Source organism: Carnobacterium jeotgali MS3, assembly GCF_000745125.1.
Classification (GTDB): Bacteria; Bacillota; Bacilli; order Lactobacillales; family Carnobacteriaceae; genus Carnobacterium_B; species Carnobacterium_B jeotgali.
Genome location: NZ_JQNF01000003.1, coordinates 400220 through 420179 on the forward strand (window position 1 = coordinate 400220; position 19960 = coordinate 420179).

Here is a 19960-nt window from a genome sequence, read left to right on the forward strand (position 1 = left end):
TCTTAAAACTATTTTCAACTGTGATTTTACAGAACAGTTATTCTTATTGGAATGTGTCCATTTTTTCAAGCATTGGAAGCATTGCATCAATCACCGAACCACTAGATTTCCCTTCAATCATTGCTACCATCAAATAACTGCTATTTTCAGCATCAAAAGCCAATAAGAATCCGTTTGTTTCAGCATCTTCACCTTCTATTTCAGACTCTTTTGTTTCAGCAGTACCCGTTTTAGCTGCAATTTGTTTATCAATAACAGCTAATTTGTGAGAAGAACCGTACGCTTTTTCGACTGTTTGAACTAAATCTTCTTTGATTATTGCTGCTGATTCTGGTGTAACTGCTTGCTTAGACTCGGCTGTTTCTTGATCTGCTGTCAGTTTAGGATAAACAAGCTTGCCACCATTCGCAAATGGAGTATATGAAACGGCTTGTTGAATAGGATTAAGCAATAATTCTCCTTGACCAAATGCTGTATCTGCCAGAAGGCCTTCTGAATCCAATGTGCCACTATTAGATATCTGCGCAGGGTTCATTGCAATTGGCAATTTCAAATCTTCACCAAATATATAGTTTTTTAGTCCATCTTGATACACTTTTGCACCCATCTCAAGTGCTTCTCGTGCAAAATAAATATTATCTGAATAGGCAAACGCATCTGCCAAATTCACACTAGGATTGTCTTTCACGCGGGTAACTTTGTAATCTCCCCAAGAAGCATCTTTTTGCCAAGATAATCCCTCAATTTTTTGCGTTTCTGTAGGAATAATGGTCCCAGCATCTAGGCCAATGCCTGCTGTAATCACCTTAAACGTTGAACCTGGAGCATATCCAGAAGCGTATCGAGCCAAAAATGGACTCTTTGGATCCTCAACGTATGCTTGATATTCTTCCGAACTAATGCCGCTTGACATCAAGTTTGCATCATATGAAGGTGTGCTGACCAAAGCTAGCAAACTTCCGTCCGTTGGATTCATGAAAACGGCTGAACCGCTTTCTCCTGTTAATTGATCGTAAGCAGCTTTTTGGATGTCAGTATCAATGGTCAACGTAATGTCTTCTCCATTTTTAACTTCCGTTTCTTGTAAGACTGTTTTTAATTCGCCATCGCTTGTTTGGATTTCAATGCGTCCACCTTTTTGACCTCTTAACCGATCATCATAAGTGGCTTCTAAACCCGACTTGCCGATAACATCTCCCGTTCTTAACGTTGGATCTTTTTCGATATCTTCAGCCGAAACTTCTCCAACATAGCCAATCAAATGTGAAGCTGCTTCATTTAGAGGATACGTACGAGCCATTGTTTCTTGGTAAAGTACGCCAGGAACTTGTGGCAGTTCTGCATCTTGAGCCATTCCTTTAAATGGTACAAAACTATCAGGGGTTACCCATCCTTGTTCTAAAAGTTTTTCCAGTTCTTCTACTTTAACGTCGTATGTTTCAGCTACTTTTTGTAAAGTTGATGTCTTTTGTTCTCCTTCACCTAAAGTGGAAGGCTGCAGACCTGCTTGCCAAGATGTACCTTCTGTTGCCAATGGCGAACCATTTTTATCTAAAATATCGCCTCTTTCACCTACAGTTGTTGTGATTGCTATTTTATCTGTTGGCTCCATATCTGGAAAAATAAGGTGTGTGTTCCAATCGACTTGATAATCATCTGCAACTTTAGACACAGTCGTTTCGTAATTTTTTTCTTCTAATTTCCCTAAAGCCGTCTCCATATTCACCTTATACGAGAGCGTGTAGTGATCTGCTCCCTTTTCTTGTGTAAGAGACAGTTCGGAAACCTTTAATTCTGCAGCCCCTACACCGCCATACACTGTTTCATAGCGTTCTATCATTGATTCTTTTGTGTAATCAATAGCGGTCAATGATTTTTCAGAAACCACTTTGCTCATGGCAGTATAATCTTGTTTTTCTAAGGCCGCAATAAATGTATCTGCCTTTTTTTGAGCCGCTTTTTCATCTCTAGCTTCAGCCCAAACTGTATACCCGTAGATGCCTCCACCTATCACTGCAAGCAGAGCAACTACAATACTAATGATAGCCCATAAAGGAAGTTTCTTGCCTTTTTTATTCATTGAATTCCTCATTTTTACACCTGCTTTTACTTTATTTTTCTTCTTCAGATTCTTGTTGTACTTCATATAACGTTTCTTCTTGGTTACGGTATTTTTTCATTAGTTCACTAAATAATTTCCCATTACTTGGCGGTGTATACGTAATCGCATTAGCACCAGCTGCAATTGTTGCTTTAATGCTTTCCTCTGTTGGACCACCTGTTGCAATAATCGGCACTTTGGGAAATTTCTTACGAATTTCACGTACAATATGCGTTGTTCGAGCTGCTCCGCTGACGTTTAAGATATCAACGCCTGCATCCAATTTTCCTTGGATATCCGTAAACTCTGAAACAACTGTTGATATGATTGGGATATCCACTAAACGATCAATTTCCTGATAGGTTTCTTTTGGTGTAGGAGAATTTAAGACGACACCAATGCAGCCATGTGATTCCGCAAATAAAGCAATATTCGCTGAACGATGCCCATTGGTAATGCCTCCACCTACTCCAGCTAAAACAGGCATACTTGCTACGGTCGTGATTCCTTGAATAATAGCAGGATGAGGTGAAAATGGATAGACTGCGATGACTGCATCGGCGTCGTTATTCATAATAATAGCAATATCAGTTGTAAAAATGAGTGAGCGAAATCTTTTTCCGTTTATAATAATGCCGCTGGCTGTATCAATAATTTCTGGGACCGCAACATAATGCTTTCTTAAATCAGTCGTGATACTTGGAGATCCTTTTTTTTCTTCCATATTTTCACCTCATTAGTTAGTTTCATAGTATTTATTTTAACGAATGTCTGCTTTAATTGCTATCATTCTGCAATAAATAAAGCGATTTCTTATTGGATAATAAAAACGGGGTTCACTCTAAAGAAAAAACCCCCTTCTCATTATTAATCATACTGATTCAAGTCATACTGCTCAATCAAACGAATTAGTTTTTCTGGATAGTCAGGATCTGTGGCATAGCCACTTTCTTGTAAAGCATAAGCCGCTTCTTTGTAATCGTTTGAGGTTAAAACCTTAGCGTATTGGTCCCCGTTCCAAGTTGTTCCTTTAGTGAATAATTCAGAATGATCTTCCATTGATTCTTGCCATGTAGTGTATTTTCTGAAATCTGCGTGGACTTCGATCCATTCACCGTCGACAAACTCTTTGGTCGTCATTGTAACAATCGGTTCGGAACTGCTGCCTTTAATTCCATAAAAATTATTGTTTTTTATGGAAAGTTCGCTAGTACCCCAATCCGATTCAAGTATCGCTTGAGCAATACTGATACTCGGTAAAACGCCGTATTTTTTTTGCAACACTTGGGCGTAATCAGCGATTTGGACAATAAACTGCTCTTCTACAGGTTCGTCTTGAGATACCTGAACCTCAGCTGTTTCTTGTGCTAAGAAATAAAGAGTCCCAATAAAGATAAAGACAATGACAAAGAGCATCATTAAGAAATAGCTAGGCGTTATTCGTTGATGTTTAATACGTTTCACTGTTTTATACCGATTTTTTGGTTGTTTTTTTAGTGGCACACATTTCTTCCTTTCAATGAAAATACAGGAGTAAAAAAATAAGTTTATTTGCCAGCTTCTTCTAATAAAGCAATGTATTCTTCTAAAGACAAATCATATTTTTTCATATAAGCTGCATTTTCTTTTCCAACATAACGAAAATGCCATGATTCATATTCAATGCCGGTCTCTTCTTCTTTACCTTTAGGAAATCTGAGGACAAAACCATACTCAGCCGCATGCTCAACTAACCACTTTTGCGATGCTTGAGTATCAAATTCAGCGATAAGACCTTTGCCTGTTTTTACCCATTCTGTATCCATTACATCAACAGCCAATCCGGTGTGATGCTCGCTTCCACCAGGGATAGCAATGTAATCTTCTGTTAATTTAACCGCTTCTTCTCGAGAATGTCCTTCATTTAGATACTTTTGCACACTATTATTGTAATTTGTCTTTTGCAACTCAACCGAACGATAAGTTGAAACAGCAACAATCTCATGACCAGCTTCTTTCCCAGCATTCGTCATAGCCGTATAATCTTCAATAATTCGTTCATCCACTAATAATCCATTTGGCAATGCCTTTAAGGGTCTTTCAATCGATTCATCTATTTTTGTCCAATTGTTAACTAGTTCTAAATTCCAATCCTCTGTTGAAACAGCTGGTAAAGCATCTAGCATAGCTTGATGTTCAGCCTCTTCTGCTAACTTTTGTTTTTCTTCCGGAGTTAGAGTATCAATGGAAGAACTGGTTTCAGAAGCTTGACTAGATTGTGAGACAGATTCTTGATTGAATTGTTCGCACCCTCCTAAGATACCAGTTGTTATCAATAGTAAGGCTAATTTTTTATTCATTATTTTAAAGACTCCATTCTAATTTTGGATTGCATCAAAAAATATCTTTAATTCTTAAGATAGTGTACTTTTGATTTCACTCCTTTATAATAACATTAATAGAGAATAAGGTTAACAGGAAATCTTTTGGAGGTTTACAAATGAAAAAAGACACATTCACAGATCAGCTCTACAAAGCATCTCAAGGTATTGCTGCAGCAGTTGTGGTTACTTTAGGTATTGGACTATTAATCCAAAGCATTGGAGAGCTAATAGGCTTCTCAACACTCGTTACTATCGGCGCTGTCACAAAAACACTATTGATTCCTGGACTGGGTATTGGGATCAGTTATTATTTGAAAACAGATATTCTAACTATGCTGAGTGCCACAGCAGCAGGAGTTATTGGCGGTCGCGCGTATGCTTTTACAAATGGTGCAGTTACTTTAAAAAGTGGGGAACCCGTTGGAGCCTTGTTAGCTATTGCTATTGCAATTATCATTGGTACCTTTTTATTTAATAAAACGCGTTTCAATATGATTCTTGTCCCTTTTGCAAGTATACTAATCAGCGGTTTAATAGGCTTCACGTTATCTTCGCCTATAGCTTTTATGTTAAATTCCGTCTCATTATTGATTACTTCTTCTGTCGCTGGTTATCCTCTTTTATCTTCAATGGTTTTAGGCTTAGTTTTCGGTATGTTGATTTTGTCACCAGCTTCATCAGCTGCCATTGCTCTCGCTTTGCAACTTGATGGCTCTGCTGGTGCAGCTGCTTTAATTGGATGCAGCGTCCAGTTTACTGTTTTTGCCTTTCTCAGTCTGAAGGATAATGATGCTGGAACATTTTTAGGTCAATTGATTATTACCCCAAAACTGCAAACTGGGAATATCATTAGACATCCCAAAGTTGCGTTATTCCCCTTAATGTTGGGAACAATCTTAGCTCCTTTAGGGGTTCTAGTCTTTAATTTAGAAGCCTCTGCTGAGATTGCGGGCATGGGGCTATGTGCTTTAGTAGCCATTTTTGGAATCGCCTCTTCTCAAGGACTCGCTGCTACACTTTCGTATCTTTTTGTAGTACTTGTTTTACCGGCTTTATTGAGTCTTTTGTTCAAGCCATTTCTGATCAAATCAAATCTGTTAAAACCCCATGAGTTAAAAATTACGATTTAATTAAAAGAAGAGGCTGGGACAAAAATCCCAGCCTCTTTCCTATATGCGAATGTTTATTCTAAAACGTGCTCCAAAAAAACAGACCCGACGTCCACTTCACGAATAATGCTCGATGGTCGATGACCCTACTGCGCGTATTCGTTCCCGTTGCCATAGCTCTTGCGGATTTATTCGCATTAGCGATAAGGTATGCGTTAGAAGATTCGGTTCTAAACGCTTTTTGTCCCACACTCTTCTTTTTTAGTTATCTTATTTGCTAGTATTAAAAAAAAACAATAGGAAACAAACAAACTTTCTATCATTTTCCATTTACTAGACGTTTTATCCATATTAATTCTTTTCCAATCGGTTTATTCAGCTTTGTCCATCATGCCTGGCACAAAAGTCGAAATCTGCCATTCAACTCCAAACTGATCAACAACCTTTCCATATAATGGGCTCCAAAATGTTTCTTCGAGTGGCATCGATATCTTCCCATCTACTTTCAATTGGTCGAAAACCTCACGAGTTTCCTCTTTTGTTTCATAAACTAAAGTGACAGATATGTTATTGCCTTGCTGATAACCAGCTTCGCCTTCAAGCGGGTTATCAGAAAACATCAAATAACTTCCATTTGTAAGCTGCAATGTTGCATTCATCACTTTATTTTGTATTTCATCAGGCAGTATGGGGTTATCTGGGTGTTGTGGCATATCCTTGAATTTGCTGATATCTAAAATCTCTGCTTTAAAAACTTTTGCATAAAAGCTCAATGCCTCTTCTGCATTACCATTAAATAATAAATACGGATAAGAATCAATTAACATACGGAGCCCTTCTTTCTTTATCTATTTAACAGCTTAAGAATAAAGTATCTCATTGCTGTGGTCAAAGAAAGCGTTTCAAAATCAACGAATTCTTAAAACAGAGTATATTAAAGATCAAGCTAGATGTAACTAATAACCTACCCCAACCGATTTTATCATGAGTGAACTAATTAAAGCATAATCTGATAAATTATCTATCTTAACTTACTTTCAGATCATTGCGTATCCTGAATATTTTTATTGAACCACTCTAAAAGGTTTGGTTTGTCTGTTTTTATTTGTTGTTGGATGATTCCAGGTAAACGCAATTCAATGATGTCCTTGTAGCTCCAGAAATCATACCCGTTCTCAATGATAAGGATTGTTGTATTCTGTTTGCGGTGATGTTCCATTATTCGATCTTCGGTTTCTTTTTTAAATTCTAGCTCGGCTGTACCGCTGTTCACCCATTTTTGTGCTACATGAAATTTGATAGCTAAATATTCGTTAACGGGATTGGCTTTAACTTCTGGAAAAAATGTAGCTTTTCGGCAAACTTTTTGTACCAGCATCCATTCGTATTCAGTAAACAACCGAGAAATCTTTTCCATATTTTCAGGTTTCAGTCCTTGGTTGCCTTTTTTCCAGCGGTCCCAACTTTGTGGTGTGATGCCTAATTGAGCGGTGTAAAAAGCTTTTTCGCTAACGTATTGCTCCTTTATAGCTCCTAAAACAATTTCTACTAATGCTTCATGCATGTTCATCATTCCCCTTCCAATTAATGAATAATTTTAAATAAGTGCTACCTTTATTTTACACCTATTACGTTAACTTTCAAATTGTATGCCTATACTTTTATCTTTTATTAGAAAAAGAAAATCAAACTACTTTCCTCGTTCCCACAACTGTTTTTCAATGGTAAAATAGCTTTGATAACGTTTAAATAAATTTCAGGAGGCTTTCCATGAAAAAGTTAAATTGGGGAATTTTAGGTTTAGGACAAATTGCAAATGAATTTGCTGAAACATTCAATGTTGATAATGCCGTACTTTATGCTGCGGGTTCACGAAATATTAAAAAAGCAGCTGCATTTGCTGAAACACACGGAATCAAAAAATCATATGGCTCATACGAAGAATTATTAGCTGATCCATCCATTGATGTTGTTTATATTGCTACACCGCATAGCCATCATGCTGATTTGATCTTGAAAAGTTTAGAACACGGCAAACACGTTTTATCCGAAAAAGCTATTACGATGAATAATAATCAGTTAGCGCAAGCTATGAAATTAGCTGAAGAAAAAAATCTTATTGTATCTGAGGCAATGGTTATTTACCACATGCCGCTTTACCATAAGCTAAAAGAAATCGCTCAAGAAGGATCACTTGGTAAATTAAAAATGATCCAAGTCTCTTTTGGAAGTTTAAAAGAAGAAGATCCAACAAACCGCTTTTTCAATAAAGATCTTGCTGGTGGGGCTTTACTGGATATCGGAATTTATGCCTTATCTTTTACCCGCTTTTTCTTGACTAGCCAACCACATGAAATTCACACGACCATGAATTTTTACGAAACAGGTGTGGATGAGCAATCGGGTATTCTATTAAAAAATGACCATGATGAACTAGCTGCCATTACGCTTACCTTTAGAGCTAAAATGCCTAAAATAGGAATCGTTGCATTTGAGAATGGTTTTTTCACAGTCAATGATTTCCCACGTGCAGAAAAAGCGACGTTAACCCGTCCAGATGGTTCAGTAGAAACGATTGAAGCTGGCGATACAAAACAAGCTATGAATTATGAAATAGCCGATATTACTAATCTAATTTTATCAAATCGCCCAGATCCTTCACTTACCCTTACCCATGATGTAATGGAAATTATGGATACATTGAGAACCAAATGGGATCTTCATTACGATTTCGAATAAATTTGCAAAAAAGAATCCAAGGATAAGTCCTATGTTACAGAGACTTATCCTTGGATTTTTATTTTTTAAATGTTTCTCTTACTGGATCGTTCAACAATTCCATTTCCTTTTAACTTTGCAAAATCCCATTAGAATTCTACTCTAAGTTAGTTGAATTAAGCTAGTTGCCCTTACTCAGATGAAAATCGTTTCTGAGTTGTTCGAATTAAGGTTTATTGCCCCTACTCAAACGGAAATCGGTTTTGAGTTCATCGAATTAAGGTTTATTACCCCTACTCAAATGGAAATCGGTTTTGAGTTCATCGAGTTAAGGATTGTTACGCCCTATTTAAATAGACCTACGATAGCATCCCATATTTGGCTAAAGAAGTTGCCGACTTTATCTACTAATCCACTATCTTCAGCTTGTTGCAGAGCGTCGCCAAATTTATCTTGAACGGTATTGGACAAGTTCTTCAACTGTTCTTTTACTTCAGCAGAATCAATCGCACTTGTTTGTTGGTATTTTTCAAATAAAGCCATCAATTGATCAATTTGATCTTGCGTAACTGCATTTTGCAAGTTATTTTTTTCTAACGCTTCATTAATAATGCGTTCAACATCTTCTTTTGTAGCTAATTCACCTTGTTGTTCTTTCAAATCAGCTAAACTTTGTTTAATATCAATAATCGCTTGGTCAAATTTGGCTGTATCAAATTCTTCATTCCCGTTATTTTCTTGTGCAATCTCATTGGTTGTTTCTAATTCCTGCTGTGCTACTTCCATACGCTCTTGGTCTAATTCTTCCCCATTAACGTCAAAAGCTTTATAAATACCTGTTAAGGCACTTTCTCCTGTAACCTTGCTGACACTTGCTACCTCGATTTTCACATCATTAACTCCTGCAGTGATTGCTGCATTTGCATATTGGTCTTGTGTAATTTGACTGATATTTTCTGGAGTGACAATTTCAACATCGACACCTTCTCCAGTGTCTTGTTTCTGTACCAATACGGATGAGATCATGCTAGATGTGTTTCCTGATCCTTCACCTAAATAATTGATCAAGTCTTGACCTGTCACACTTCCGACAGCTACATTTTCTGGATTTTTAATATTTAATAACTCTTCTGTTTCAGTTATTTGGCTTTCAGATAATCCTCCGCCATAGATAAAAGTAGGTTTTCCCCATTTTTCATCTACAACAGTTGTATCGATTCCATTCGTAGTTGCACTAGCAGATTGTGGCAACAACGCTACTGACGCTCCCACCAAACTCAGTGCTGTTAAAGCCGTTAAACTTATTTTTTTTAATTGATTCATTTTAAATTCCTCCTTGACCTGTTTTTTATGGTTTGGTTCATTATTGCTTAAGCTTAGTATACTCAATTCTTATTAAGAAAAAACTAAGCTTTTCTTAATAGCTCTTCATCAAATAGTGTGGATGCTTCTAACTATTCTTCCAAAATGGTAAACATCAATTAATTTCATCTATACACACTGGAAAGTAGAGTACCTTTTTAATCTATCATCCATACAAAAAAATGACTCAGGATATTTCTATCCCAAATCATTTCACCCCAAATTATGTGCAAGCCTTACCCCTCCAAAGCAATTTCATGAAATGATGTCAATTAAATAATTGACGTTCCAAAAATTGTTAGGTTAACTGCTTATGTGATTGCTATGTACCTTTAGGATAACAAACTATTATTGGGTTGTCCAAGTAAAGTTTTCTATTTTTTTAGAAAGTTGTCTGGAAGATTTTTAAAACAACTTATTTTCAAATTAATTCCAACAATAAACCGCTTGTTCTTAGTCTTTTCACACCTATTCCAATTCTATAAATTGACTAGACAAAGTTTCGTCACTTTTTATTTTTTTAATGAACCTTTTTATTTCTAGCTAAGCTAATAGGAATTTCAGTAATCCTATTTTTTACATCTTTTTTTCTGAATCAAAATTTTTACGTTCGATCGTGCCCCATTTTTTACTGCCTTTATTGTAATTAAAGAAAGCTTTTACTCTCCACCAGACCGTTAATTGACGGTAATAAAATTGTTCCAAAATACTCACTGCAAACAGCATTAAAATATCCTTTAAACTTCCATATCGTTTATACGATATTTCCTCAAATAAAATAGCAGAGTATGAAAATAAGATACCCATTAAACAAGTTAACAAAAAAATGAAAATAACTGATGAAGATAAAATACCGAGATAAATGGCAAGAGCCATCACAATATAACCAATCATTTCAATAACCGGTCCTAACAACTCTACCAGAAAGAAGTACGGCATAGAAGCTAAACCGACGACTCCATATTTAGGTCGACCAATCATCTCTTTATGTCTATTTAAAGAATCATACAGTCCTCTATGCCATCTTATTCTTTGGCTTTCTAATCCCTTATAACTATCGGGGGCTTGTGTCCAACACACTGCATCAGAAGCAAAGTCAATATGGTAAGGTTGACCCGTTTGTCGGAATTTCTTATGCAGTCTTAGAATCAGTTCCATATCCTCACCTATTGTCTTTTCGAAACCTCCAACATCTACTACAGCGGATTTTTTAAACAAGCCGAAAGCTCCTGAAATAATCATCAATGCGTTATATTGTTGCCAACCGATACGACTTGTTAAAAAAGCTCGAAAGTATTCGATCACTTGGAATCGTTCGATCATTTTTCTAGGGATCTTCGTTTGAACGATTTGCCCATTTTTTATTTCACTTCCATTTGCAATACGGACCATTCCACCAACTGCAACTGTTTCTTCATGTTTAAGAAAAGGCGAAACAATACGTAATAATGCGTCTTTTTCAATTATACAGTCTGCATCAATTGCACAAAACAAAGGAAAAACAGAAGTATTAATACCTGCGTTTAAGGCATCTGCTTAAACCAACGTAGATACTCTTCTTTTGTGATAGCTAGCTCTCCCGAAAATGTACCAGGTTTAGCTGCTCCCATGTTGACACCTGTTAAAAATGTCGATTTCCATTCACCATCTTTATAAATCGCCGATTGTAAAATTAAGCTAGACAAATAAAAAAGCCATTCGTGGTACACTCAAAATGTATTTCCGACCAAAGAAAACATAGGAGTGATCACGAATGACCTACACCCATCTTACCACTGAAGAACTTGTAATGATAGAAGCTTATTTCCATCAAAAAATTTCTGTTTTGAAAATTGCCACCTACATTGGCCGTTCACGTCAGACGATTCATAACGTAGTTACTTTCCTAAGGAAAGGTTACACGGCTCTTGATTACTTTAAACAATACAAAGAAAATAAGAAGCGCTGCAGTAGACATCCTATTACCTTACCCAATGACCAACAAGAATATATTCAAAAGATGGTTGCTCAAGGATGGACTCCAGATGTGATTATTGGTCGTGCAGAAAGGTTCATCGCTTGTTCCTCACGCACCTTGTACCGACAGTTCAAACAAGGGCTCTTTGATCAAACAACTCTTCCTATGAAAGGAAAACGTAAACCAAACGGTCATAAAGAAAAACGAGGGAAACAAGCTTTCAAAAGAAATATATCTGAAAGATTAACGGATTATCCACAATTTGAAGACGAGTTTGGTCATCTAGAAGGAGACACTATTGTTGGCATTCATCATAAAAGTGCTGTAATCACATTGGTTGAACGGATTTCAAAAGCCATTATTACTATGAAGCCCAATGGGCGTAAAGCACAAGATGTTGAAGAAGCCATAAACAACTGGTTCCAATGTATTCCAAGAAATCTCTTCAAATCCATTACGTTTGATTGTGGAAAAGAGTTTTCCAACTGGAAAACCATTAGTAATCTAAATGATGTTGCTATTTACTTTGCTGATCCAGGAACTCCATCCCAGCGAGCTTTAAACGAGCATTCTAATGGACTGCTTCGAAAAGACGGTTTACCGAAAGAAATGGATTTTAACCAAGTTGATCAATCTTTTGTCTCTGCAGTCGCTTCAGTAAGAAATCAGATCCCAAGAAAATCTTTACAGTATCTGACACCGTTAGAAGTATTTTTAAATTACATTAATGAGTGGGAACTGTCTAACTTAATTTGACAAACGAAAAATATAAAAATCTTTCCCCTCAACCTTTGCTACATAAGAAAGACCATTTTCAGATATATGAACATTTTTTCCTGGTTGACCCATAAAAAAAACACCTCCTCCAATACCTATCAAAACAACTGCTAATCCAACGATCAGCCACCCTTTTTTCATTTAGAAATCCCCTTTTATTATTTATCTATTTCATTTGATTTTGTGTTCTCAATTATGTATAAAAAAGCAACTATTTCATTACTATAACCGAAAGCCAACTTTTAGGATAGAAAATTCTAAATTTATTTGAATCTTAATTGTTCATTAGTGTCCACTCCTATCCTAACACTAAGAAAAAAGCCAACCATGCCCAAAAATTAATTCTAATTTTTGGGCTTGATTGGCTTTTTTTCAACTTTATTTCAACGCTATTACACTACTATTCAGCTTTTTTTCCTTCTTTATAAATTGCTGAACTAACCGTATAGCCACTTGTCGTTAAGATTTCTTTAATTGCGCTTGTATCTGGACTATCCATTTGGATAATCACTTGTGTGAAATTGTCTTTTCGATAAACAGCTATTTGATGAATACTGATTTGAGCTTCTGCTAAAATATTAGTAATATCTTCCAGAATTCCTGGTTGATCTTCTGGAATATCGATCACAATACGGCTGCCTTTATTGTTGTACCCCATAATGTCAATAAAAGCACTAAAGATATCTTTATCCGTAATGATACCGACAATTTTATTTTCCTCTTCTACTACCGGCAAGACACCTATTTCTTGGTCTCTCATACGAGCAGCAGCTTCTTCCAATAAATCATCTGCTTGAATAGTAAGAACCTTTTTTTGCATGATATCGCCAACTTTAGTTTTAGTTAACAAATAGTTCATCTCATGGATACTCAGGCTCGTTGCTGTAGAAGGGGAATTTTCTTGAATAATTTCTTGTGTAATTAACCCAATCATTCGTCCATTTCTCACTACAGGCAACCTGTGAAAATCATTTTCTTTCATAATATCAAGCGCCTCTAAGACTTTGGTCTCTTCTGTAACGGTCACGACAGTTGCTGTCATATAACTTTTTACGTCCATTTCTTAACCTCCCAAATAAGCTTTTTGCACTTCGTCACTTGCTAATAGCTCTTTTCCTGTACCAGTTTGTACAACTTTTCCAGTTTCTAAAACATATCCACGATGCGCAATTTCTAACGCTACTTTTGCGTTTTGCTCAATCAATAATACCGTCGTTCCTTGTTTATTGATCATTTCGATGATATTAAAAATTTCTTTAATGAACAAAGGTGCTAATCCCATTGAAGGCTCGTCCAGTAACAATAATTTTGGCCTAGACATCAATGCTCGGCCCATGGCAACCATTTGTTGTTCCCCACCAGAAAGAGTGGCTGTATCCTGTTTTTTTCGTTCTTCTAAGACTGGAAAACGGTTAAATACCATTTTCAAATCCTTTTGAATTTCACTTTTATCTTTTCTAAGGAAAGCTCCCATTTCTAAATTCTCCATGACAGTCATTCCTTTAAAGACATGGCGTCCTTCCGGAACTTGAGAAATACCTAGCTGAACAATTTTACGTGTTGATTCTTTTTGGATGGGTTGGTCTTTAAACAAGATTTCACCTGATTTTGGACGATGCAAACCAGAAATCGCTTTTAGAACCGTTGATTTCCCCGCACCATTAGCACCAATCAATGAAACAATTTCACCTTCGTTCACTTCAAAATTGATTTCTTTAGTCGCTTGAATGACTCCATAATAAACAGATAGATCTTTTACTTTTAACATGTCTACTCACCACCTAAATATGCTTTAATAACGGCTTCATTGGTTTTAATCTCATCAGGTGTTCCATGAGCGATCATTCTGCCATATTCTAATACGTAAATGCGTTCACATACATCCATAACTAATGACATATCGTGCTCGATTAACAAAATCGTGATTTTGAATTCTTTTTGGATTTGGCGAATCAAAGAAGTCAGACTAGCTGTTTCTTGAGGGTTCATTCCGGCCGCCGGTTCATCTAAAAATAAAATTTTTGGTTTAGTGGCCAATGCACGAACGATTTCTAAGCGTCTTTGTTCCCCATATGGCAAGTTTTTTGCTAACTCAGCTACTTTTGTTTCTAAATTAAACAGCTTTAACAATTCAAGAGCTTCAATGCGCATTTTTTCTTCAGCTGCATAATATGCCGGCGTTCTAAAGATGCTAGCAATTGTGCCGACTTTATTTTTTTCATGCATCCCAATCAAAACATTTTCTAATACAGTCAAATCTTTGAATAAACGAATATTTTGAAACGTTCTGCCTAATCCCATAGAAGTGATAGCATACGTTTTTTGCTTGATCAAGGATGTTTTCTTGCCGTCTACTTCGAGGTCAATAACTCCTTCAGTTGGTTCATATACACCTGTTAATAAGTTGAATAGTGTGGTTTTCCCTGCCCCATTAGGACCAATCAACCCCACTAATTCATTATCTTCCAATTGCATGTTTACCATAGAGACAGCAGATAGCCCACCAAAGTTTTTGGTCAATTGTTTAACTTCTAATAAGCTCATTCTGCTTCCCCCTCTTTCATAGATTTCTTTTTGCTTTTACGATCTAATAATCCAGAAATCGTAAATTCTTTTGTTCCTAATAATCCAGAAGGTCTAAAGACCATGATTGCAACTAGAGCAACTGAATAAATAATCATTCTCAGTTGTCCAAAAGGCTGCAAATAAACATTCAAAATGCCTAATACGATAGCTGCAACAACACTTCCGGTCATACTTCCTAATCCGCCAAAAACAACAATAATTAAAATATCAACAGATTTCATAAAAGTAAAGTCTGCCGGACGGATAACGCTGAAATAAGAAGCATGTAATCCACCTGCTATTGCTGCAGAAGCTGCTCCTAAAACAAACGCAATGATTTTATATTTTGTTGTATTGATTCCCATAGATTCAGCTGCAATTTCATCTTCTCGAATAGAAATCGTTGCTCTTCCAGGACTGCTTTTGATGTAATTCATGATCACAATCAAAGAAATTACGATAAAAGCAAACGTAATCTGCCAATTTGCAATAAATGGGATGCCGCTTAACCCAGCCGCTCCATTTGTAATATCATTCATATTCAAGATTACGATCCGGATAATTTCGGCTACTCCTAAAGTAGCGATGGCTAAATAATCCCCTTTTAGTCTTAATGTAGGGATTCCAACTAATAAAGCTACTAGACTGGCTATAGCGATTCCTAATAAGAGTCCTCCCATAAGGCCTAACACAGTTGGATATTTAATACTGATAACTCCGGTACAATAAGCACCGATAGCCATAAATCCTGCATGTCCTAAGGAAAATTGACCTGAAAAGCCAATAATTAAATTCAAACCCGTTGCTAAAATGACATTAATCAAAATCGTCATCAATGTTATTTCATAAAAAGCATTAATAATACCAGTGGCTGTTCCTACTTGAATGAGGATATAGATGGCTGCAATAAAAATGAGCCAACCGAAGTTTTTCTTATTGAATTGTTTCATTCTTATCACCTACACTTTCTCTTTTACATTTTTGCCAAGCAATCCGGATGGTTTGAAGATAAGGATAATAATTAGAATCAAGTAAACCACTGCATCTTTGATTAATGAACCGCCATATCCACTGACTAGTGTTTCAATGATTCCAATAGCAAATCCCCCGAACATAGCCCCTGGTATAATTCCAATCCCACCTAGTACAGCGGCAATAAAGGCTTTTAATCCTGGAGCATAACCCATCATTGGTTCGATTGAATTGTAATACAATCCTACTAAAACGCCGGCTGCTCCTGCTAATGAAGAACCAAGTGCAAACGTAAATGAAATGACATTATCGACATTGATTCCCATTAAACGAGCTGCATCTGCATCTGTACTGACTGCTCGCATCGCTTTGCCCATTTTTGTTTTTTGAACAATGAGTTGCAGAGCTAACATTAAAATGATAGTTGTAGCAAAAATCATGATCTGTGTCTGACTGACTTGTAATCCGGCAAATTCATATACTTTATTCTTAATCACTTGTGGAAAAGCTCTGGTTTCTGAACCAACTAAGTAAATCATGCCATTTTGCAGTAAATAGGACATACCGATTGCTGTAATCAAAGCAGCCACACGTGTTGCATTACGCAAAGGTTTATAGGCGATTCGTTCAATTGCTACTCCCAAAATGGCACAAAAAACCATGGACAGAATCAACGCCGGAAAAAAACTGAGGTGCAAAGTATTGATTGCTGTATAACCAACAAATGCACCTACCATATAGATATCTCCATGAGCAAAATTAATCAATTTGATAATGCCATAAACCATGGTGTAACCTAATGCTATCAAGGCGTAAATACTTCCTAAAGAAAGTCCGTTAATCAGTTGTTGTAAAAATGCTTCCATAAAATGGCACCTCTTTTCATTTTTAAATACTAAAAGGTGCTAAGCAAGAACTTGCTTTGCACCTTTTTAGTTTAACAGGTCATTAAGGTGTAACTTCAGTATTTCCTACTTCTACACCATCTTGTAATTCAATAACTAAAGTTGATTTGACAGGATTGTGATTTTCATCAAATGAGAATGTACCCGTCACGCCATCAAATTCAGTAATGTCTTCAAGAGCTTTTGTCAGTGCTTTTGGTGTTGTATCGTCAGCTGCTTCAATTGCTTGAGCTACAAGATAAACGGTATCATATGCAAGAGCAGCAAACATATCTGGGTCTACATCATATTCAGCTTTATATGCAGCAATAAATTCTTTCACTTGAGCATCTTCACTGTTTGGTGAGTAGTGAGCTGAATAATAAACATCATCAACATTGTCAACCCCTGCCAATTCAAGTAATGCTTCGTTCCCAAAACCATCTGCACCTAATATCGGTTGCGTGATTCCCATTTCACGAGCTTGTTTGATAATCAATCCTGCTTGATTGTAGTAGCCAGGTAAGAATATGAAATCAAAATCAAGATCTTTTATACGTGTTAAGATTGCACTGAAATCAGTGTCATCAGCAGTAAAATTTTCTTCTGCAACGATTTCTCCATCAAATTTTCCTTCAAACGCCTTGGTTAAACCCAATGCGTAATCACTTGAGCTATCGCCAATGACTAAGGCTTTTTTAGCTCCTAATTCATTTGTAGCAAATTCGGCTAAAGCAATCCCTTGAAATGAATCTTGGAATGATGTCCGGAAAATATTTGGTTGAACTTTGCCATTTTCATCAATTGTCAAACTGTCATCTGTTCCAGAAGGAGTGACTAAACTTACACCTGCTCTTGTAACAGCTGGCGTGGAAGCTTTTACCGCTCCAGTCGTTGCGGGTCCTACAATAATAGATACTTCATCTTGCGTAGCTAGTTTTGTTGCAATACTAGCTGCTTCAGTATTATCTGATTTTGTATCGTATTCAACTAAATCAATTTTTTTATCTAAAATGCCACCATTGTCATTAATTTCTTTAACAGCTAACTTTACTGCATTTGCTTCCGCAGTACCGTACGCTGAAACCTCACCTGTTTTTTCAAACATTGAACCTATTTTGATTTCGTCTGCATTGCTGCCACTTCCAGCACCACATGCTGTAGCCAATAGCGAAAGAGCTGCAACTCCCATTACCAATCTTTTTTTCATTTTCTTTTCCCCCAATTTACGCTATTGCGTTAGTTAATAAAAAAACAATTCCGCCTATCCAATCATTAAAATTAGATAACAAAATGATTTATTAATAATTAGTATAGAATATTCTGAATATTTAATCAATGGTAATCTGAAGTTATTTAAAAAAACATTCTCTCATCGTTTATAAAAACAAAAAAGGATGGAATAGTTCTCCACCCTTTTTTTGCCTATTCAGCACTTTCATTCACTTTTTTGTTGCTCATAAAAATCTTTTTTTATTTGAATAAACCTCGTAAAATCATTTAAAAGCACAAATAAAGCTGCCCGATTTTCAAATTCAGCTCGTGTTTTAGGCAAATCACTCATTCTAAAATCCGTTAACAGCGATTCAATATCTTCGGTTAAATCTAATACGGGATTGCTTTCATGCAGTTGATCAGCCGTCCGTTGGAACAACTGAGCCAATATTTCATTTTGCTTGGTTGGTAAAGAACATACGCTAATGTCCATCGACATTTCTGCCAGTATTTTAGCTTGCTGTTGCCGCATGTCGATATACTGAATGATATAATCATCGTATTGACTTAATAATTGATTATTGGATTCCATATAAGCCACTTTTTCTGCTGTTTTCAAGTCTTTTGAAAGTTCTTTTATCAAAAGTTCGCCTTTTTCATTTGAACTCCCATTTTTCAATACCAAAGAAAAGTTCATTAAAACATGTCTCATTTTTTCTTCAATTTCATCTCTTAGTTTTACTAATTGCTTTTCTTTTGAAGGCATGTACCAATTAAATAAGATAGCAATTCCCACACCAATCACCATTAATGAAAATTCATTCATAAGCCAAGTAATAGAGGTACTTTGTTCTAGTAATAAATGAGAAACCAATACAGAACATGGAGCTATTCCTACTTCTACATTGAGTTTATACGCTATAGGAATATAAATGAGAAGATATAAACCAAAAACAATCGTGTTAAATCCAAACAATTGAAAGAGAATCGTTGCTATCCCCAATGCTAATATCGTTGATCCCACACGTTGAATCGCTATCGTAACCGATGATTTTTTTGTGTCTAATACACTTAATATAGCCACAACTCCTGCTGAAACACTATATTCTAATTGAAACGCCTGAGCGATTAAAATTGCAATAGTTGTCGCAAAGGCTATTTTTATTGCTCGTAAAGAGACCGTCATTTTTACACTCCTTTGGTATAATCTTTAAATCCATAGTACCCTAATTCTATCAAAACTAAAAATTTTTCTTTGCATTTTATTTACTTATCCCTATTATTAATACTAGACACAGTAAATCTAAAAACTAACATGTTACATTAAGAAAGTGATGGATATAGATGAAAATTGGCAATTATCGCATAGGCATGCGTACATTAAAAACAGGAATAGCGGTAGGATTATGCATTCTTTTATTCCATCTGCTTGATAGAGAACCCCCTATGATTGCCGCATTAGCAGCTGTCTTTGGTTTGCGTGAAGATTGGCAGACCAGTTTAAAATTTGGAAAAACCAGAATCTTCGGCAATTCCATTGGAGCTATTTTTGCTGCTATTCTCATTTTACTCCAACAACTCATCGGCTTGGATTTCTTAATTGAATTGTTTGGCGTTCCTCTTGGCATCATTCTGATTATTGTATTTTGTGACCGAATTAATTACAATTCTGGAATTATCGGAGCTAGCGCTGCTTTTTTAATTATTTATTTTAGCATACCAACTAACGAGACCGTGCTTTATGCTTTGGCTCGTGTTTTGGATACCTTTATCGGAACGTTTATTGCTATCGCAGTTAATCGTCTCATTCCTGGTGGACCGAAACCAACTGATACGTTGCAACCTTAATGGTTTAAACTACTTTTCCAAAAAAATAAGAGGCGTCCATTTCAATTTTGGATTCCTCTTATTTTCTTTGTGCTTTTCTCTGAAAATGT

21 protein-coding genes are annotated in these 19960 nt (G+C 36.2%); 4 read left to right on the forward strand and 17 right to left on the reverse strand.

From position 1 onward, the window contains the following. Positions 1-43: 43 nt before the first annotated feature. From pbp4 to BP18_RS02015, 4 genes are all read right to left on the reverse strand, one after another. Positions 44-2146, reverse strand: coding sequence for a penicillin-binding protein PBP4(5) (pbp4, locus tag BP18_RS02000; RefSeq protein ID WP_231549412.1), 2103 nt, complete (start codon positions 2144-2146; stop codon positions 44-46). Beyond that, positions 2112-2825, reverse strand: a complete 714-nt coding sequence (locus BP18_RS02005) for a beta/alpha barrel domain-containing protein (RefSeq protein WP_035050194.1) — start codon at positions 2823-2825, stop codon at positions 2112-2114. The genes pbp4 and BP18_RS02005 overlap by 35 nt, the downstream gene beginning before the upstream one ends. A 143-nt stretch (positions 2826-2968) precedes the next feature. Then, positions 2969-3604, reverse strand: coding sequence for a glycoside hydrolase family 73 protein (locus tag BP18_RS02010; RefSeq protein ID WP_029277076.1), 636 nt, complete (start codon positions 3602-3604; stop codon positions 2969-2971). Positions 3605-3648: 44 nt separating this feature from the next. Next, complete coding sequence (locus BP18_RS02015; protein ID WP_029277078.1) at positions 3649-4440, reverse strand: M15 family metallopeptidase; 792 nt, start codon at positions 4438-4440, stop codon at positions 3649-3651. Positions 4441-4580: 140 nt separating this feature from the next. On the opposite strand from BP18_RS02015, the gene BP18_RS02020 reads away from it, so the two are divergent. After that, positions 4581-5594 carry a PTS sugar transporter subunit IIC gene (locus tag BP18_RS02020; protein WP_029277080.1) on the forward strand — a complete coding sequence of 338 codons (1014 nt, stop codon included), beginning with the start codon at positions 4581-4583 and terminating at the stop codon, positions 5592-5594. Positions 5595-5944: 350 nt separating this feature from the next. Here BP18_RS02020 and BP18_RS02025 read toward each other — a convergent pair whose 3' ends face one another. Both BP18_RS02025 and BP18_RS02030 read right to left on the reverse strand, forming a co-directional pair. Beyond that, positions 5945-6400 carry a VOC family protein gene (locus tag BP18_RS02025; RefSeq protein WP_029277082.1) on the reverse strand — a complete coding sequence of 152 codons (456 nt, stop codon included), beginning with the start codon at positions 6398-6400 and terminating at the stop codon, positions 5945-5947. A 215-nt stretch (positions 6401-6615) separates the two neighbouring features. After that, positions 6616-7137: a hypothetical protein gene (locus tag BP18_RS02030; RefSeq protein ID WP_029277084.1), complete on the reverse strand. Its 522-nt coding sequence runs from the start codon at positions 7135-7137 to the stop codon at positions 6616-6618. 206 nt (positions 7138-7343) lie between these two features. On the opposite strand from BP18_RS02030, the gene BP18_RS02035 reads away from it, so the two are divergent. After that, a complete protein-coding gene (locus BP18_RS02035) occupies positions 7344-8312 on the forward strand; it encodes a Gfo/Idh/MocA family protein (protein WP_029277086.1) in 969 nt (322 codons plus the stop codon). A 324-nt stretch (positions 8313-8636) separates the two neighbouring features. Here BP18_RS02035 and BP18_RS02040 read toward each other — a convergent pair whose 3' ends face one another. From BP18_RS02040 to BP18_RS02050, 3 genes are all read right to left on the reverse strand, one after another. After that, positions 8637-9614, reverse strand: a complete 978-nt coding sequence (locus BP18_RS02040; RefSeq protein WP_029277088.1) for a DUF1002 domain-containing protein — start codon at positions 9612-9614, stop codon at positions 8637-8639. Positions 9615-10229: 615 nt separating this feature from the next. Further along, positions 10230-11147: a glycosyltransferase family 2 protein gene (locus tag BP18_RS02045; RefSeq protein WP_231549413.1), complete on the reverse strand. Its 918-nt coding sequence runs from the start codon at positions 11145-11147 to the stop codon at positions 10230-10232. A 29-nt stretch (positions 11148-11176) separates the two neighbouring features. Continuing rightward, entirely contained in the window at positions 11177-11338 is a 162-nt protein-coding gene (locus BP18_RS02050; protein ID WP_156097216.1) for a hypothetical protein, read from the reverse strand. A 68-nt stretch (positions 11339-11406) separates the two neighbouring features. Here BP18_RS02050 and BP18_RS02055 point away from each other — a divergent pair, with 68 nt between their 5' ends. Continuing rightward, a complete protein-coding gene (locus tag BP18_RS02055) occupies positions 11407-12366 on the forward strand; it encodes an IS30 family transposase (protein WP_035050197.1) in 960 nt (319 codons plus the stop codon). Here BP18_RS02055 and BP18_RS12520 read toward each other — a convergent pair. The 8 genes from BP18_RS12520 to BP18_RS02090 form a co-directional block, all read right to left on the reverse strand. Next, positions 12358-12528, reverse strand: a complete 171-nt coding sequence (locus tag BP18_RS12520) for a hypothetical protein (protein ID WP_155860452.1) — start codon at positions 12526-12528, stop codon at positions 12358-12360. The two genes, BP18_RS02055 and BP18_RS12520, sit on opposite strands and share 9 nt — an antisense overlap. Positions 12529-12787: 259 nt before the next feature. Then, a complete protein-coding gene (locus BP18_RS02060; protein ID WP_029278467.1) occupies positions 12788-13447 on the reverse strand; it encodes a CBS and ACT domain-containing protein in 660 nt (219 codons plus the stop codon). 3 nt (positions 13448-13450) lie between these two features. Beyond that, positions 13451-14155 (reverse strand): ABC transporter ATP-binding protein, encoded by a 705-nt coding sequence (locus BP18_RS02065; RefSeq protein WP_029278468.1) that lies wholly within the window; start codon positions 14153-14155, stop codon positions 13451-13453. Between the two features lie 2 nt (positions 14156-14157). Continuing rightward, a complete protein-coding gene (locus BP18_RS02070; RefSeq protein WP_007720637.1) occupies positions 14158-14931 on the reverse strand; it encodes an ABC transporter ATP-binding protein in 774 nt (257 codons plus the stop codon). Continuing rightward, positions 14928-15902 (reverse strand): branched-chain amino acid ABC transporter permease, encoded by a 975-nt coding sequence (locus tag BP18_RS02075; protein WP_029278469.1) that lies wholly within the window; start codon positions 15900-15902, stop codon positions 14928-14930. Before BP18_RS02075 ends, BP18_RS02070 begins: the two co-directional genes overlap by 4 nt. 9 nt (positions 15903-15911) lie before the next feature. Next, positions 15912-16790 carry a branched-chain amino acid ABC transporter permease gene (locus BP18_RS02080; protein WP_029278471.1) on the reverse strand — a complete coding sequence of 293 codons (879 nt, stop codon included), beginning with the start codon at positions 16788-16790 and terminating at the stop codon, positions 15912-15914. Between the two features lie 82 nt (positions 16791-16872). Then, complete coding sequence (locus BP18_RS02085) at positions 16873-18018, reverse strand: ABC transporter substrate-binding protein (protein ID WP_007720640.1); 1146 nt, start codon at positions 18016-18018, stop codon at positions 16873-16875. A 228-nt stretch (positions 18019-18246) separates the two neighbouring features. Further along, positions 18247-19209 (reverse strand): aromatic acid exporter family protein, encoded by a 963-nt coding sequence (locus tag BP18_RS02090; protein WP_029276751.1) that lies wholly within the window; start codon positions 19207-19209, stop codon positions 18247-18249. 158 nt (positions 19210-19367) lie between these two features. Here BP18_RS02090 and BP18_RS02095 point away from each other — a divergent pair, with 158 nt between their 5' ends. Next, complete coding sequence (locus BP18_RS02095; protein WP_029276749.1) at positions 19368-19871, forward strand: FUSC family protein; 504 nt, start codon at positions 19368-19370, stop codon at positions 19869-19871. Positions 19872-19960: the final 89 nt, after the last annotated feature.

Bases quoted from the DNA above. Each gene is read 5' to 3' on its own strand.
- pbp4 (WP_231549412.1), bottom strand. From the start codon at position 2,146: ATGAAGTACAACAAGAATCTGAAGAAGAAAAATAAAGTAAAAGCAGGT.
- BP18_RS02005 (WP_035050194.1), bottom strand. From the start codon at position 2,825: ATGGAAGAAAAAAAAGGATCTCCAAGTATCACGACTGATTTAAGAAAG.
- BP18_RS02015 (WP_029277078.1), bottom strand. From the start codon at position 4,440: ATGAATAAAAAATTAGCCTTACTATTGATAACAACTGGTATCTTAGGA.
- BP18_RS02020 (WP_029277080.1), top strand. From the start codon at position 4,581: ATGAAAAAAGACACATTCACAGATCAGCTCTACAAAGCATCTCAAGGT.
- BP18_RS02025 (WP_029277082.1), bottom strand. From the start codon at position 6,400: ATGTTAATTGATTCTTATCCGTATTTATTATTTAATGGTAATGCAGAA.
- BP18_RS02030 (WP_029277084.1), bottom strand. From the start codon at position 7,137: ATGCATGAAGCATTAGTAGAAATTGTTTTAGGAGCTATAAAGGAGCAA.
- BP18_RS02035 (WP_029277086.1), top strand. From the start codon at position 7,344: ATGAAAAAGTTAAATTGGGGAATTTTAGGTTTAGGACAAATTGCAAAT.
- BP18_RS02040 (WP_029277088.1), bottom strand. From the start codon at position 9,614: ATGAATCAATTAAAAAAAATAAGTTTAACGGCTTTAACAGCACTGAGT.
- BP18_RS02055 (WP_035050197.1), top strand. From the start codon at position 11,407: ATGACCTACACCCATCTTACCACTGAAGAACTTGTAATGATAGAAGCT.
- BP18_RS12520 (WP_155860452.1), bottom strand. From the start codon at position 12,528: ATGAAAAAAGGGTGGCTGATCGTTGGATTAGCAGTTGTTTTGATAGGT.
- BP18_RS02060 (WP_029278467.1), bottom strand. From the start codon at position 13,447: ATGGACGTAAAAAGTTATATGACAGCAACTGTCGTGACCGTTACAGAA.
- BP18_RS02065 (WP_029278468.1), bottom strand. From the start codon at position 14,155: ATGTTAAAAGTAAAAGATCTATCTGTTTATTATGGAGTCATTCAAGCG.
- BP18_RS02070 (WP_007720637.1), bottom strand. From the start codon at position 14,931: ATGAGCTTATTAGAAGTTAAACAATTGACCAAAAACTTTGGTGGGCTA.
- BP18_RS02075 (WP_029278469.1), bottom strand. From the start codon at position 15,902: ATGAAACAATTCAATAAGAAAAACTTCGGTTGGCTCATTTTTATTGCA.
- BP18_RS02080 (WP_029278471.1), bottom strand. From the start codon at position 16,790: ATGGAAGCATTTTTACAACAACTGATTAACGGACTTTCTTTAGGAAGT.
- BP18_RS02085 (WP_007720640.1), bottom strand. From the start codon at position 18,018: ATGAAAAAAAGATTGGTAATGGGAGTTGCAGCTCTTTCGCTATTGGCT.
- BP18_RS02090 (WP_029276751.1), bottom strand. From the start codon at position 19,209: ATGACGGTCTCTTTACGAGCAATAAAAATAGCCTTTGCGACAACTATT.
- BP18_RS02095 (WP_029276749.1), top strand. From the start codon at position 19,368: ATGAAAATTGGCAATTATCGCATAGGCATGCGTACATTAAAAACAGGA.